Here is a 14,667-nt window from a genome sequence, read left to right as displayed (position 1 = left end):
AGGCTAGCGCGATGGCGTACTCGTTTACATCGAGTTGGTGACGACCAGCAAACGGGCGCTTCTCAAGAGCGAGTTGGCTAGCTTCGAGCCTGACCCAGTTTTCAGCCTTGATGGCCCAACGCTGGCGGTAGTGCGCAGTTGGTTGGGTTCTCGGTACAACCGGGCCGCTTTTCCAGATGCGTTTGTCAATCGCATGAAGCAGACAAAGGCCGATACCCGGCTTAGCAAAATGTTGGAGCCCTCCGGCAAAGACATCTCGTTCGTTTACTTTGATTTAGATGAGGGTCTGTGTATCGAGCGTGCAGAGGGTGACCCGTACAAGCTCAACATCGTGCTGGTTTTCAATCCGGGCGCAAACGCCGAAGCTGCCGCCGATGCTGCCGATGAGGTGGCCGGGAAAATAGATGTGGCTATACGCGCACGGCTTGCTACAGATGCCTCAATCGCGCTTGGCGCGTGCTTTGCCATCTCTGAAGACGATATCTCGGTGAGTAAAGCGCGTGTCCTGACGCAGTGGCGTTTAGAGCATATGACGCTGAGAGCCGCCGATCCAGAGCAACTGGGACCGCCGGCTGTGTAAGCTTGCTTTATTTGTGCCTTTCGAATCAAAAATAATAGCTGCTAGCGCACGTATCTAAAGGTCTAGTGGCCAATTTGGCCTTAAATATCTGCCAAAACCTCCCCCGGCACCCGCACCCACCCTTCCATCAACACCCGCGCGCTGCGGCTCATCAGGGCTTTGGTGACTTGCCATTGGCCGTGGTCGTCTTGCGCGGCTTCAGCGCCTACGCGCAGCGTCCCGGATGGGTGGCCGAAGCGCACGGCTTCTCGTGTGCCGCCGCCCGCCGCCAAGTTGACCAACGTCCCCGGCACTGCCGCCGCCGTACCGATGGCGACAGCCGCCGTGCCCATCATGGCGTGGTGCAGTTTGCCCATTGACAGGGCGCGCACCAGCAGGTCGATGTCGGCTGCATCAATCGCTTTGCCGCTGGACGCGGTGTAGCTGGCCGGCGGCGCGACGATGGCGATTTTTGGCGTGTGTTGGCGGTGCGCGGCCTCGGCAATGTCTTTGATGAGGCCCATTTGCACGGCACCGTGAGCGCGGATTTTTTCAAAGCGGGCCAGCGCGGCTGGGTCGCTGTTGATGGCGTCTTGCAGTTCGGTGCCGGTGTAGCCAAAATCTTGGGCGTTCAGAAAGATGGTTGGGATGCCGGCGTTGATGAAGGTCGCCGGCATAGCTGCTTCGCCGGAGACGTGCAGCGTATCGACCACGTTGCCGGTGGGGAACATCGCTCCGCCCGCGCCATCTTCGTCCGCCGCCGGATTGACGAATTCGAGCTGCACTTCCGCCGCTGCAAAGGTCACGCCGTCCAACTCAAAGTCGCCAGTTTCTTGCACTTGGCCGTCGGTCATCGGCACGCGGGCGATGATGGTTTTGCCAATGTTGGCTTGCCAAATGCGGATGGTCGCCCAGCCGTTGTCGGGCAGGCGGCGCGGGTCAATCAGCCCCATCTGGATGGCGCACGGGCCGACGGCGGCGGACAGGTTGCCGCAGTTGCCGCTCCAATCGACCAACGGTTGGTCGATGCTGACTTGGCCGAACAAATAGTCCACATCGTGGCCGGCTCGGGTGCTGGCGCTCAGGATGACGGCTTTGCTGGTGCTCGACGAGGCGTTGCCCAGTCCGTCAATTTGCTTGCCATACGGGTCGGGGCTGCCCAAGGCGCGCAGCAACAGCGCATCGCGCACCGCGCCGGGTGGTTGCGCGGCGGCGGGCAGGTCTTGCAAGTTGAAGAACAGGCCTTTGCTGGTGCCGCCGCGCATATAAGTCGCGGGGATTTTGATTTGGGGGGCAAAGCGGGTCATGGTTTCTTATCAATTTTTTATCAAATTTGATAGCTGCTAGCGCACGTATCTAAAGGGCTAGAGGCCGATTTGGCTTACATTTAGTCTAAATTTTGGGCTAAAAAGTCTTGTGCAAAGCGTTGCAGCACGCCGCCGGCGTCGTAAATCGACACTTCTTCCGCCGTGTCCAAGCGGCAGGTGACGGGCACTTCCACCTGTTCACCGTTCTTACGGGTGATGACCAGCGTCAGCGTTGCGCCGGGATGGCGTTCGCCTATGACGTCAAACACCTCGCTGCCGTCGATGCGCAGCGTGTGGCGGTCGGTGCCGGGTTGGAACTCCAGCGGCAGCACGCCCATGCCGACCAAGTTGGTGCGGTGGATGCGCTCAAAGCCTTCCGCCGCGATGGCTTCGACCCCGGCGAGGCGCACGCCCTTGGCTGCCCAGTCGCGCGAGCTGCCTTGGCCGTAATCCGCGCCGGCAATGATGATGAGCGGCTGTTTGCGCTCCATATACGTTTCGATGGCTTCCCACATCCTCACCACTTCGCCGTCGGGTTCGATGCGCGTCAGCGAGCCTTTTTGCACCGCGCCATCGACCACGGCCATTTCATTGACCAGTTGCGGGTTGGCAAAGGTGGCGCGCTGGGCCGTGAGGTGGTCGCCCCGGTGGGTGGCGTAGGAGTTGAAGTCTTCCTCGGGCAGGCCCATTTTTGCCAAGTATTCGCCGGCAGCGCTGTCCGCCAAGATGGCGTTGGACGGCGACAAGTGGTCGGTGGTGATGTTGTCGGGCAGCACCGCCAGCGGGCGCAGGCCGCGCAGAGTGCGTTCCCCTGCCAGCGCGCCTTCCCAGTAGGGCGGGCGGCGGATGTAGGTGGACTGGGGCCGCCAGTCGTACAGCGGGTCAATGCTGTCGTCCGTCACCACACCCAGTTTGAACATCGGCTCATAGACTTGGCGGAAGTGCTCGGGCTTGACGCTTTGGGCCACCACCGCGTCGATTTCCGCATCGGTCGGCCAAATGTCTTTCAGCGTCACCGGCTGGCCGTTGGCATCAAGGCCGAGCACATCCTTTTCAATATCAAAGCGCACCGTACCGGCAATGGCGTAGGCCACCACCAGCGGCGGCGAGGCCAAAAACGCTTGTTTGGCATACGGGTGGATGCGTCCGTCAAAGTTGCGGTTGCCCGATAGCACGGCGGCGGTGTTAAGGCCCCGCTCCATGATTTCTTGCTGAATCAGCGGGTCGAGCGCGCCGCTCATGCCGTTGCAGGTGGTGCAGGCAAAGCCGACGATGCCAAAGCCCAGTTGCTCTAGCTCTTTCAGCAAATCAGCGTCTTGCAGATACAGCTCGACCGCTTTGGAGCCGGGTGCCAGCGAGGTTTTGACCCACGGTTTGCGCGTCAAGCCACGGGCGTTGGCGTTGCGCGCCAGCAGGGCGGCGGCGATGACGTTGCGCGGGTTGCTGGTGTTGGTGCAGCTGGTAATCGCAGCAATGATGACTGCGCCGTCGGGCATTTGACCCGGCGTTTCTTGCCACGCACCGGCAATGCCGCGCGCCGTCAGGTCGCTGGTCGGCAAGCGTTTGTGCGGGTTCGATGGGCCAGCCATGTTGCGCACCACGCTGGACAAATCAAAGCGCAGCACGCGTTCGTATTCGGCGGTGGTCAGTGCGTCGGCCCACAGGCCGGTGTGCTTGGCGTAGGTTTCGACCAGCGCCACTTGCGCGGCTTCGCGCCCGGTCAGCTTGAGGTAGTCGATGGTCTGCTGGTCGATGTAGAACATCGCCGCCGTCGCGCCAAACTCGGGCGTCATGTTGGAGATGGTGGCGCGGTCGCCCAGCGTCAGGGCACTCGCGCCTTTGCCGTAAAACTCCAAATACGCACCGACGACTTTTTGTTGGCGCAAAAACTCGGTCAGCGCCAGCACCACGTCGGTGGCGGTAATGCCCGGTTGCGGCTGGCCGGTCAGCTCGACGCCAATGATGTCGGGCAGGCGCATCCACGAGGCGCGCCCCAGCATCACGCTCTCGGCCTCCAAGCCGCCGACGCCGATGGCAATCACGCCCAAAGCGTCAACGTGCGGCGTGTGGCTGTCGGTGCCAACCAGCGTATCGGGGAAGGCCACGCCGCCGCGTGAATGCACCACCGGCGACATTCTTTCGAGGTTGATTTGGTGCATGATGCCGTTCCCCGGCGGTATCACTTCGACGTTTTTAAACGCCGTTTTGCACCATTCGATGAAGTGAAAACGGTCTTCATTGCGGCGGTCTTCCACCGCGCGGTTCTTCTCGAAAGCGTCTGGGTCAAAGCCGGCAAATTCCACCGCCAGCGAGTGGTCAACGATGAGTTGCGTTGGCACTACCGGATTGACCTGCGCTGGGTCGCCGCCCGCGTCGGCAATCGCGTCGCGCAGGCCAGCCAAATCGACCAGCGCCGTTTGTCCCAAGATGTCGTGGCACACCACCCGCGCCGGAAACCACGGAAAGTCCACATCGCGCCGGCGCTCAATCAGTTGTTGCAGCGAGGCGGTGAGCGTCGCCGGGTCGCAGCGGCGCACCAGGTTTTCTGCATGGACGCGGGCGGTGTAGGACAGCTGGTCGTAGGCGCCGGGCGCAATCGCATCGACGGCTGCGCGGGCATCAAAGTAATCCAGCGCGGTGCCGGGCAGGTTTTTGCGGTAGTGGGATGGGGCTGGGGTGTTCATCATGGTGTGAATGCTGGCTGTGGCTATTTTTTGTTTATTGGCGCTCGCTCAGGGGCACAAACCGCTTGTCATCCGGCCCGGTGTAATTAGCGCTGGGGCGGATGATTTTGTTGTCGATGCGCTGTTCGATGATGTGCGCCGCCCAGCCGCTGGTGCGCGCCATGACAAACAGGGGGGTGAACATGGCAGTCGGCACACCCATCAGGTGGTAGCTGACAGCGCTGAACCAGTCGAGGTTGGGGAACATCTGCTTGGCATCCCACATGACGTTTTCTAGCCGCTCGGCAATGTCGTACATCTTGGTGGATTCGGCCTCTTTCGACAGCGAATGCGCCACGCCTTTGATGACCACGTTGCGCGGGTCGCTGACGGTGTAGACCGGGTGACCAAAGCCAATCACTACTTCTTTGGCTTCGACTCGGCGGCGGATGTCGGCCTCGGCTTCGTCGGGCGAGTCGTAGCGCTTTTGGATTTCAAACGCCACTTCGTTGGCGCCGCCGTGCTTGGGGCCGCGCAGCGCGCCAATGCCGCCGGTAATGCAGGAGTACATGTCCGAGCCGGTGCCGGCAATCACGCGGCAGGCAAAGGTGCTGGCGTTGAATTCGTGTTCGGCGTACAGATTGAGCGAGGTGTGCATGGCGCGCTCCCACTCTTTGGACGGCGCTTTGCCGTGCAGCAGGTGCAAGAAGTGCGCGCCAATTGAGTCGTCATCGGTCTCGACATTGATGCGCTTGCCCTGCGTGCTCCAGTGGTACCAGTACAGCAGCATCGAGCCGAGCGAGGCCATCAGCCGGTCGGCAATATCGCGCGCGCCGGGGGTGTTGTGGTCTTCCTTTTCTGGCAGTACGCAGCCTAGGGCGGATACGCCGGTACGCATCACGTCCATCGGGTGGCTGTTGGCGGGCAGGTGTTCTAGCGCTTCTTTCACGCTGGCCGGCAGACCGCGCAGGGCTTTCAGTTTGGCTTTGTAGGCGCGCAGTTCAGCCGGCGTGGGCAGCTTGCCGTGGACCAGCAGGTGCGCGACTTCTTCAAACTCGCAAGTGCCGGCCATGTCGAGGATGTCGTAGCCCCGGTAGTGCAAGTCGTTGCCGGTTTTGCCGACGCTGCACAGCGCGGTGTTGCCAGCCGTCACGCCGGACAGGGCGACGGATTTTTTGGCTTTGAAAGGGGTCGGGGCGGTTGCAATGGCGGTCATGGTGTCTCCAAGTTCACTTTAAATTTAGGACGGGCGTTGTCAGAGATTCGCAATTTACGCACAATTAATCCCCTGCGGAAGGGCTAAAAAAGTGAATGATTGCGAACCAAAACCGGTAAATTTGCGAATTTTGCAAATTTCTGCGAATAACAAGGCACTGCTATGTCGATGAAAAAAACCTTCATGGGCGTGCGCCTGCGCACCCTGCGCATGGAGCGCGGCATGACGCAAATGGCGATGGCGCAACTGCTGGGTTTGTCGCCCAGTTACCTGAACCAGCTGGAGCAAAACCAGCGCCCGCTGACGGTGGCGGTGCTGCTGAAAGTCAGCCGCGCTTTGGGCGTGGACGTGCAACAGTTCTCGGAGGACGAGGAGACGCGCTTGGTGCTGGCGATGCAAGAAGCGCTGGTCGATAACCCCGGCGGCGAGCCGGTTGCCCTGCCCGAGCTGCGCGAAATCGCCGCGCAAATGCCGGCGGTCGGGCGCGCACTGCTGGCGCTGCACCGGCGCAATGTCGAAGCGACGCAGCAACTGGAAGCGCTGGCACTGCAATTGGGCGACGACCGCGCTGACACCGGTTTTCTGCCAGCGCTGCGACCGATGGCGTTTGAGATGGTGCGTGACTTCTTTTTTGCCCACCAAAACTATTTCAACGAGGTCGATGTCGCCGCCGAAGCGCTGGCGGCGCAGGCGCAGTCACAAGGCGTGGCGTTGGCGCAATGGCTGATGGAGCGGCTGGCGCAGCAGCACGGCGTGCGTGCCATTCCGGTGCCGGATGCGGCGCACGATGGCCCGGGCAGCAGCCACCGCCATTACGACCCCAGCACCCGGGTGCTGCGCTTTTCGGCCACGCTGGCACCGGGGCCGCTGGTGTTTCAGCTGGCAACGCAGTTGGCGCTGCTAGAGCATTCAGCCCTGCTGGACGCGCTGATTGACGCCATGCCCTTGGGCCAAGACCCGCAGGCGCGCACGCTGGCGCGCATTGGGCTGGCCAATTATTTTGCTGGCGCGGTGCTATTGCCCTACGGCGCTTTTCTGGCGGCGGCAGAGGCCTTGCACTACGACATTGATTTGCTGTCGCGCCGCTTTGGTGTGGGTTTTGAGACGGTGTGCCACCGCCTCAGTTCCTTGCAGCGCCCCGGCGCGCCGGGCTTGCCGTTCTTTTTTATCCGCATCGACCGCGCTGGCAATATCTCCAAACGCCAGTCAGCGACGCACTTTCACTTTTCTAAAGCCGGTGGCACCTGCCCGCTGTGGAACGTGTACGAAGCGTTTTCGCAGCCCGGCAAAATCCTGCCGCAAATCGCCCGAATGCCCGATGGCCGCAGTTATTTATGGATTGCCCGCACTGTCTCCAACGGCCAAGGCGGTTATGGCGCGCCGAGCAAAACCTTCTCGGTGGCGCTGGGCTGCGACATTCGCCACGCCAGCCGCTTGGTGTATGCCCGCGCCATGAATCTGGACGACCCGGATATCGCCACGCCGATTGGCATGGGCTGCAAAATCTGCGAGCGCACTACCTGCCCGCAGCGGGCCTTTCCGTTCGTCGGCCGCCCGCTGGACGTGCGCGAAAACGAAAGCCGCTTTGTGCCGTATCCGGGGCAGGCGGGGGCGTAATGGGCATCCATCCAGAGTTTTTGCTATTAATAAAATAGCTAGTACCGCACGTTAAATAAGCGTTAGAAGCACTTTTGACCATGAATTTGCCCCGTTCCCGGCCGGCGATGGATGCCGCCCAGCTCTACGAATACCCCAGCCACCTGCGCGAGGCGGTGGCCGGTATGCCGGACGCGCCGGGGGTCTATATCTTTCATGGCGCGGAGGGCGATTTGCCGCTGTACATCGGCAAAAGCATCCGCCTGCGCAGCCGGGTGCTGTCGCATTTGCGCACGCCCGATGAAGCCCGGATGCTGCGCCAGACGCAGCGCATCAGCCACATCCGCACTACCGGCGAGATTGGCGCTTTGCTGCTGGAGGCGCAACTGATCAAGCAGCAGCACCCGCTGTTCAACCAGAAGCTGCGCCGCCAGCGCCAGCTGTGTTCCCTGCGCGTGCAGGGGGCGGCGGTCGAGGTGGTGTATTCCAAAGACATCAACTTCGCCACCGAAACCGACCTGTACGGCCTGTACGCCAGCCGCCACAGTGCCCTGGAGGCGCTGCGCCAGTTAGCTGACGACCAGCGCCTGTGCTACGGCGCACTGGGCCTGGAAAAATTGGCCCAAGGACGTGGCTGCTTTCGGGCGCAGTTGCACCAGTGCGCCGGTGTTTGCCGGGGTGATGAAACCCCACAGGCGCACCAGCAGCGCCTGTGCGCCGCACTGGAGGTGCTGCGCATCGCCTGCTGGCCGTATGCCGGCGCAGTCGGGCTGGTGGAGCGCTATGGGCAGGAGCAGCAAATTCACCTGATCCACCACTGGCACTATTTGGGCAGCGTGTCGGATGTGGCCCAGGTCGGCAGGCTGCACCAGGTGGCACCCGGGTTTGATGCGGACGGCTACAAAATTTTGTGCCGTCCGCTGCTGAGTGGCGGCTGCGAAGTCATTCCGTTGCCTTGACGGGAGGGCTAGCGTTGGAAAAAAACGCTAGGCATGAGTCAACAGAACTCTCCCCGGTGGTGCCAGGCGGTGTGGCGAGCGGCACGCTTGGCAGCGTGCGCTGCGTGTGCAAAAGCGTTGAAGGAGGGCGCCTTGGAGTAGGTGTTTGGAGCTCCATAGCCAATGAATTTTGATGTTCTGAATCGTATTCGCACCAACAGCAAAACAGCTGTTTACAAGGGTCTATGTCGAATAAATTGACATCTCTCCCGTTGATTTTGTGCTGGGGTCTGAGGCCATGGCCATAGACCATTGATATCGTTGGGTTATCGACGTCGGCATGTTTATTGCAGGTTGTTTTTTGGGTTGTCAATGGTGCTCCGCACCCTTCAATCCATGCCTCCTGATAGGAGAGTGCCATGCAAAAATTGAAATCACTGGTGGGGCGGTGCGGTATCAACTACCGACGCAAGCATCCGATGAATCACGATGGCTTGGTGCGGCCATGTGCAAAAGCCTATAGGCTCTTTGGAATGGTCTGCCTGGGTTGGGCCATGGTGACGGCATCAGGCGGGGCGCAGGCTGTGCCCGTCAGCGTCATCCAGAACATCAGCTTCAAGGTGGACAACGAGAGCTTCTGGGGCGGTGGCACGGGCTACAAGTTTGGTAGTGCTGGGGAATTCGGGCCCTCAGCTGTCAATTTTTCCTGGGACATCGGTGCTAGCAGCGGCACGGTGGATGCCTCGGTGTCCGGTGGGCTGAAGGCAAGCTTTGATACTTTGAAACGCAATACAGGCTTGACGCCTTTGAGTCTGAGCTTTAGCGGGCTGACGAATGGTGGCGCGCTGTCTTCTGAGCTGGGAGCCTGGGCCAAGTCATCGGTCTCACTGCTAGGGGCTACGTTGCCGCTGATCGACTATGGCTTCAAGCTTGATCCCAATACCACCTTCACGCCGGTGCTCGGGCAAAGCTATGCAGCCAAGGATTTTGATGCACTCGCAGGCACGGGGGTGGATATCGGAATTTTCAGTACGGGGGTCAATTTCGGTGTCGCACAAGATGAATCGCTGCTGCTGGAGTCGATTACCGGCACGCTCAAATACGGACTCAAGAACAGCGGTACTGTGAACAGCCTGCCATTTTTGCTGGGCAGCACTTCTTCGGCCGCACTGACTCCGCTGCTCTCCACCCTGGGCGTTTGGGAGTTCTGGATCGCCGATCTGGAGTTGAACGCACTGTTCTCCACCGACTTTGATCTGTCGCTGCGCTTTTACGAGACGCATCCAGACGGCATCGAGTGGTGCAGCCGTAAAGTATGGGGCTTCAAGTTGAGTTGGCCGTGCGGTTTGGCTTACGACAAAAATGAGTGGGAAGCGGCAGCGCTGAATGTCTACGATGGCAAACCTTTTCATCTCAATTTCGACACCACCATGGCGAGCCCGTGGAAATTCGCTATCTTGGTGGTCCCTGAACCGCCCATGTGGCTGCTGTTGGCGCCAGCGTTTCTGACGCTGCTGGCCACGCGGCGAAGGGTGGTTTCCAAGACCCCTTGAGCATGAGCCACCAAACTGTCCCGTGCTGCGGCGGGGACGGCCGGCCTCCACGGTGGAGGTTGGCCTGACGAGATGCCAAGAGAGGATTACTGAAGCGATCTAGATGGGAGGCTCGAGCGAACTGACAATTTGCTCGTCATACCTAAGCGCCTTGTGGCCAATTCGCTCTTGGCGGTGAATCGCCCCGGGTTTTGAGGAGGCTTCAACTCTTGAGAAGATGAAGCCATGAAGAAGTCAAACAAGTTCTCACCCGAAGTCCGCGAGCGCGCAGTGCGCATGGTGCAGGAGCAGCACCATGCTTTGCAAGAGCAAGAGCAAGAGTGAGGAGGAATGGTGTTGGTCTGTTTCGCCGACAGTGGCATAGACCAGCCGCAACTGGACGTTCCCCGATCGCCCGTCTTGAAGGACCGATCGTTGCTGCATCTACTGGTCGGGTGACTCAGTCATTTAAAGGTTAACGGCGTTGCTTGAATTCTCCGGCGACTGCAATGCCGTTGTGATCCCGTAAAGCGCAAGCAGACCCAGCACATGTCCAACCGCAACGCCCGGCTCGCCGGATTCGATGCGGGCAATGGTCTGCACGTGGACGCCGAGACGGGTCGCCGCAGCAGCTTGCCCATCGCCTGCGTGCAGGCGGGCGCGCTTTGCCGCTGTCCCCATATCTTTGATTGCCTGCACTGCATCGCTACCAATGTTCGAAGATATTCGTTTGCCTTGGGTCATTCTTGGAATGTCTCTGGACTGCAGTGTGTGGAGCGCGCGCCTTCGATCGCACGGCATTTGCTTTGAGAACCTGCCATCGAGTTCCATTTTCCCCCCATTGCCACCGAGGAAGCGCTTCCTTGGACCCGGCTGTAGCGACGAAAGCTAGGTTATTTTGAAAATGGTGCGAACTTTTTTGGAGCCCGACTTTTCCTCGTAAGCAGCCCACTGCTTGATTCCTTTGACCAGCACCTGGGTGCTCACGTCTCGCACCGCCTTCTTGGCCTGAAGTTGGGCTGTGAGCCAGTCTTGGATGTGCGCAAAGTACGCACCCTCTTGTCCGGTAGGAATCAGCATTTCTTTGCCTGCCAATTTGCCGGCAGGGGTCACTGTAATTTCGGTGGCAGGCATCTATGGGTGGTGGCGGGCTGGCTGCCGTTTGGCATCCAGCAAGCATGGATCTATTCAATGTGGGCGAATTCCAGCGATGCAAAGGGACTGGTCGCAACGCCGAAGGAAGATGCATTTTATGCTGCGCATGTCTGCTGTTGGGCGTTTGTGCAAACGTCCCGTCTTGGCAAGGTGCTGCAGTTTGCCTGCAGTCACTGTCGATCCATTGCAGACCTACGTGAAGCACCAAGGACAGGGAGGGATTGTTTAGCTAACCACGGGCTGTTGGCCGCGGACGCTTGGTCCCTCAATTTCGACACTCTTGTGCCCATCAACATGGGTACCAACAGTAAGATTTTTATCCGTCACGACTTTAGCACGCGAAGGATTTCCTAGTCCGTGACCGTGCAGCCGGCGAGCTATGAGCCCTTTAACCAGCAGTCAGAAGATTGCCATCCTGCCTTGGCACCCCGGTACCCTGGAAACTGGATAAGCTCGCAACGGTTTGAAGGGCGTCTCGGCTTATCCGATGCCCTAGTAGGCTCAACTTGCCTTTCACCCATTGTGCTAGGCCTACCCTGCACGGAGGGGTGCTGGCTAAGCAAAACAAACACAAACGTCGAATGCATAAACTTTTGCCGCCCGCCACCATTGACGACGCCACTGTCATCCAACTGGGTTCTCCTGCCATCGTGCTGCCCCCTTTTCTGCAAGCGCGCGGCGCTATGGGCACCCTGATTGCCGCCTTTGACTGGAACAGTACTTCGTTGGGGCCGCTGGACAGTTGGTCAGACAGCATGACGGCGTCGGTGGCACTCATGCTGAGCTCGCAGGTGCCGATGGTGATGCTCTGGGGCAGCGAGGGCGTGATGCTCTACAACGACAGCTATGCGGTGTTTGCCGAAAAACGCCACCCCTTGAGCCTGGGCCGGCCAGTGTGCGAAACCTGGCCCGAGGTTGCCACCTTCAATGGCTACGTGCTGGAGCAGTGCCTGGCGGGCGAAACGCTGTCGTACAAGGATCAGGAATTCGTGCTGAACCGTACCGGCGAACCCGAGCAAGTATGGATTGACCTGGACTATTCGCCCTTGCTGGATGCCGCTGGCACGCCGGTGGCGGTACTGGCCATCGTGGTCAATACCACGGCCAAGGTGCATGCCGAGCAGCGCATCGGTCGCGAGCGTGAGCGCCTGCACCGCATGTTTGCCCAGACGCCTAGTTTCATGGCCATGCTGACGGGGCCGGAGCATGTGTTCGATATGGCCAATCCGGCTTATATGCAGCTGGTAGGCCATCGCGACGTGTTGGGCAAACCCGTGCGCGAGGCCATTCCAGACATTGAAGGGCAGGGGTTTTTCGAGCTGCTCGATACGGTGTACCGCACAGGCGAAGTATTTTTTGGCAATTCCATGTCCGCGCTGCTGCAGCGTACGCCGGGCGCATCGCCCGAGCAGCGCTATGTGGATCTAGTATTCCAGCCGCTGCGCGACGAGTCCGACCAGGTGATGGGCATCTTTGTCGAAGGTTCGGACGTGACCGCGCGCGTCCAGGCCGAAGCCGCAGTGCGCGCCAACGAGCAGCAACTGCGCGAATTTGCCCAAGCGATGCCGAACCACGTCTGGGCAGCGCGGCCCGATGGCCAGCTCGACTGGTTCAACGACCGACTCATCAGCTATAGCGGCCTGACCCTGGAAGAGCTGGAGAGAAGACCGTGGCAGGCCATGGTGCATGAAGAAGACGCCGACCGCGCGCAGCGCCAGTGGGCGCATGCATTGCTCAGTGGCCAGCCCTATGAGGTCGAATTTCGGCTGCGCCGCGCCGACGGCAGCTATTTTTGGCACTTGTCACGCGCGCAGCCCATCCGTGACGACCAGGGTCGCATTACGCGCTGGGTCGCGACCAACACCGACATTGACGAGCAAAAACGCACAGCGCGCGCGTTGGCGCACCTCAACGAGGATCTGGAGCACCAGGTGGCGGTGCGCACGGCGGAGCGCGACCGCATGTGGCGCCTCTCGACCGATGTCATGCTGGTGGCGGACATGAAAGGCAACCTGCTGTCTCTCAACCCGGCGTGGACCACGTTGCTGGGCTGGACGCAAACCGAGCTTCTGGGGCGCACCTTCCTCGACTTTATCCATCCCGACGATCTGCAGGCCACGCGCGTTGAGATAGGCAAATTGGCTAAAGGCATCACCACCTACCGTTATGAAAACCGCTACCGGCGCAAGAACGGTAGTTATTGTCTGCTGCTGTGGACGGCCGTGCCTGAAGGCGGCCTGATACACGCCGTAGGGCGCGACATCACTGCCGATCGCGAAGCTGCACTGGCGCACAAGCGCACCGAGGCGGCGCTGCACCAGGCGCAGAAGATGGAGAGCATCGGCCAGCTGACCGGCGGTCTGGCGCACGACTTCAACAACCTGCTGCAGGTCATTTCCGGCAATCTGCAACTGCTCGGGCGTGCTGTGGCAGGACAGGAGCGCGCCCAGGGCTATGTCAAGAGCGCGCTCGACGGCGTGCGCCGCGCCGCCAAGCTGGCCAGCCAGCTGCTGGCGTTTTCGCGCCGTCAGCCGCTCGAGCCCAAAACCGTCAACCTGGGGCGCTTTGTCACTGGGCTGGAGGAGCTGCTGCACCGTACGTTGGGTGAGGGCATTGCGGTGGAAACCGTGGTGGCTGACGGGCTGTGGAATTCGCTGGTGGACCCCACGCAAGTCGAAAACGCGCTGCTCAACCTGGCCATTAACGCGCGCGACGCGATGGGGGGCAGCGGCAGCCTGACGATCGAAGCGCGCAATGCGCTGCTGGACGAGGCCTATGCGCGCCAGCAGACTGACCTAGTGGCTGGCGAGTACGTGCTGCTGTCGGTGACCGATACTGGGAGCGGCATGGCGCCTGATGTGCTGCTGCGGGCTTTCGAACCCTTCTTTTCGACCAAGCCCGAGGGCCATGGCACGGGCTTGGGGTTGTCGATGGTCTATGGCTTCATGCAGCAGTCCGGCGGGCATGTCAAAGTGTTCAGCGAGCCGGGCCAGGGCACCACTGTCAAGCTGTACCTGCCGCGCAGCCTGGACGATGAGGCCCCGGCGCTGCCCGCGCCGCAGCAGGAAGGTTCGGGTGGCAGCGAAACCGTTTTGGTGGCCGAGGACGACGACGGCGTGCGCGCCACCGTGGTTGAATTGCTGCAGCAATTGGGCTACCAAGTGCTGCACGCGCGCGATGCTGCCAGTGCGCTGGCTGTCATCGACACCGGTGTGCACATCGACCTGCTGTTTACCGACGTGGTGATGCCCGGCCGCCTGCGCAGCCCCGAGCTGGCACGCATCGCGCGCGAGCGTCAACCACATATGGCCGTGCTTTTCACTTCGGGCTATGCGCAGGACGCCATCGTGCACAGCGGTCGGCTGGACCCCGGCCTGGACCTGCTGGGTAAGCCCTATACTCAGGATGCGCTGGCTCGCAAAATTCGCCATGTACTGGCATACCAGAGTCGTGCGCCGATGCTGAGCCGAGAAAAGTGAATTGGTATGGGCCGCGCTTTTCTTCATAAAGAGACATCTAGCAATCTGTCGGGCCCATAGATCTGCATATTCGCATGCCAGACCCGTTGTATCTCAGGCGCCAGCACATCATCACGTTGCTTTAAAAGTCATTGTGTGTAGAGCCAGGAGGTTGGTTTCAAAAGCCGGCAAGTGGCGGCTGCGAAAGCGGCGGGGAGAGAAAAGTTTTGGGTTTTGGAGGAA

General features: G+C 60.6%; 10 protein-coding genes. 5 read left to right on the top strand and 5 right to left on the bottom strand.

Features of this window, described 5'->3' with window-relative positions; translation table 11 throughout:
* Positions 1-37 precede the first annotated feature (37 nt).
* Entirely contained in the window at positions 38-580 is a 543-nt protein-coding gene (locus Q390_RS17045) for a hypothetical protein (RefSeq protein WP_245606822.1), read from the top strand.
* 80 nt (positions 581-660) lie between these two features.
* On the opposite strand, the gene prpF is transcribed toward Q390_RS17045, so the two are convergent.
* From prpF to prpC, 3 genes are all read right to left on the bottom strand, one after another.
* A complete protein-coding gene (gene prpF / locus Q390_RS0100050; protein ID WP_037471894.1) occupies positions 661-1,866 on the bottom strand; it encodes a 2-methylaconitate cis-trans isomerase PrpF in 1,206 nt (401 codons plus the stop codon).
* Positions 1,867-1,946: 80 nt separating this feature from the next.
* Positions 1,947-4,550 carry a Fe/S-dependent 2-methylisocitrate dehydratase AcnD gene (acnD, locus tag Q390_RS0100045; RefSeq protein WP_027994224.1) on the bottom strand — a complete coding sequence of 868 codons (2,604 nt, stop codon included), beginning with the start codon at positions 4,548-4,550 and terminating at the stop codon, positions 1,947-1,949.
* A 34-nt stretch (positions 4,551-4,584) separates the two neighbouring features.
* Positions 4,585-5,745, bottom strand: a complete 1,161-nt coding sequence (gene prpC, locus Q390_RS0100040; protein WP_027994223.1) for a bifunctional 2-methylcitrate synthase/citrate synthase — start codon at positions 5,743-5,745, stop codon at positions 4,585-4,587.
* A gap of 168 nt (positions 5,746-5,913) precedes the next feature.
* Here prpC and Q390_RS0100035 point away from each other — a divergent pair, with 168 nt between their 5' ends.
* The 3 genes from Q390_RS0100035 to Q390_RS0100025 all read left to right on the top strand — a co-directional run bounded on the left by Q390_RS0100035 (position 5,914) and on the right by Q390_RS0100025 (position 9,832).
* Positions 5,914-7,362 carry a short-chain fatty acyl-CoA regulator family protein gene (locus Q390_RS0100035; RefSeq protein ID WP_027994222.1) on the top strand — a complete coding sequence of 483 codons (1,449 nt, stop codon included), beginning with the start codon at positions 5,914-5,916 and terminating at the stop codon, positions 7,360-7,362.
* An 80-nt stretch (positions 7,363-7,442) separates the two neighbouring features.
* Positions 7,443-8,300, top strand: a complete 858-nt coding sequence (gene cho / locus Q390_RS0100030; RefSeq protein WP_027994221.1) for an excinuclease Cho — start codon at positions 7,443-7,445, stop codon at positions 8,298-8,300.
* 398 nt (positions 8,301-8,698) lie between these two features.
* On the top strand, positions 8,699-9,832 hold the full coding sequence (locus Q390_RS0100025) for a hypothetical protein (RefSeq protein ID WP_156949774.1): 1,134 nt from the start codon (positions 8,699-8,701) through the stop codon (positions 9,830-9,832).
* 447 nt (positions 9,833-10,279) lie between these two features.
* On the opposite strand, the gene Q390_RS0100015 is transcribed toward Q390_RS0100025, so the two are convergent.
* On the bottom strand, positions 10,280-10,555 hold the full coding sequence (locus tag Q390_RS0100015; protein ID WP_037471934.1) for a helix-turn-helix transcriptional regulator: 276 nt from the start codon (positions 10,553-10,555) through the stop codon (positions 10,280-10,282).
* Between the two features lie 144 nt (positions 10,556-10,699).
* Positions 10,700-10,945, bottom strand: coding sequence for a hypothetical protein (locus Q390_RS0100010; protein WP_027994218.1), 246 nt, complete (start codon positions 10,943-10,945; stop codon positions 10,700-10,702).
* A 602-nt stretch (positions 10,946-11,547) separates the two neighbouring features.
* On the opposite strand from Q390_RS0100010, the gene Q390_RS17040 reads away from it, so the two are divergent.
* Positions 11,548-14,445 (top strand): hybrid sensor histidine kinase/response regulator, encoded by a 2,898-nt coding sequence (locus Q390_RS17040; protein WP_156949773.1) that lies wholly within the window; start codon positions 11,548-11,550, stop codon positions 14,443-14,445.
* Positions 14,446-14,667 lie beyond the last annotated feature (222 nt).

The sequence above is a fragment of the Simplicispira psychrophila DSM 11588 genome (assembly GCF_000688255.1).
GTDB classification, from domain to species: Bacteria; Pseudomonadota; Gammaproteobacteria; order Burkholderiales; family Burkholderiaceae_C; genus Simplicispira; species Simplicispira psychrophila.
Note: the sequence above shows the minus strand (reverse complement) of the source record. Positions and strands in the feature narration are given on the sequence as shown.

What these genes read in the sequence shown, in the direction of transcription:
- prpC (WP_027994223.1), bottom strand. Translation starts at nt 5,745, where the DNA reads ATGACCGCCATTGCAACCGCCCCGACCCCTTTCAAAGCCAAAAAATCC.
- Q390_RS0100035 (WP_027994222.1), top strand. Translation starts at nt 5,914, where the DNA reads ATGAAAAAAACCTTCATGGGCGTGCGCCTGCGCACCCTGCGCATGGAG.
- Q390_RS0100025 (WP_156949774.1), top strand. Translation starts at nt 8,699, where the DNA reads ATGCAAAAATTGAAATCACTGGTGGGGCGGTGCGGTATCAACTACCGA.
- acnD (WP_027994224.1), bottom strand. Translation starts at nt 4,550, where the DNA reads ATGAACACCCCAGCCCCATCCCACTACCGCAAAAACCTGCCCGGCACC.
- Q390_RS0100010 (WP_027994218.1), bottom strand. Translation starts at nt 10,945, where the DNA reads ATGCCTGCCACCGAAATTACAGTGACCCCTGCCGGCAAATTGGCAGGC.
- cho (WP_027994221.1), top strand. Translation starts at nt 7,443, where the DNA reads ATGAATTTGCCCCGTTCCCGGCCGGCGATGGATGCCGCCCAGCTCTAC.
- Q390_RS0100015 (WP_037471934.1), bottom strand. Translation starts at nt 10,555, where the DNA reads ATGACCCAAGGCAAACGAATATCTTCGAACATTGGTAGCGATGCAGTG.
- Q390_RS17040 (WP_156949773.1), top strand. Translation starts at nt 11,548, where the DNA reads ATGCATAAACTTTTGCCGCCCGCCACCATTGACGACGCCACTGTCATC.
- prpF (WP_037471894.1), bottom strand. Translation starts at nt 1,866, where the DNA reads ATGACCCGCTTTGCCCCCCAAATCAAAATCCCCGCGACTTATATGCGC.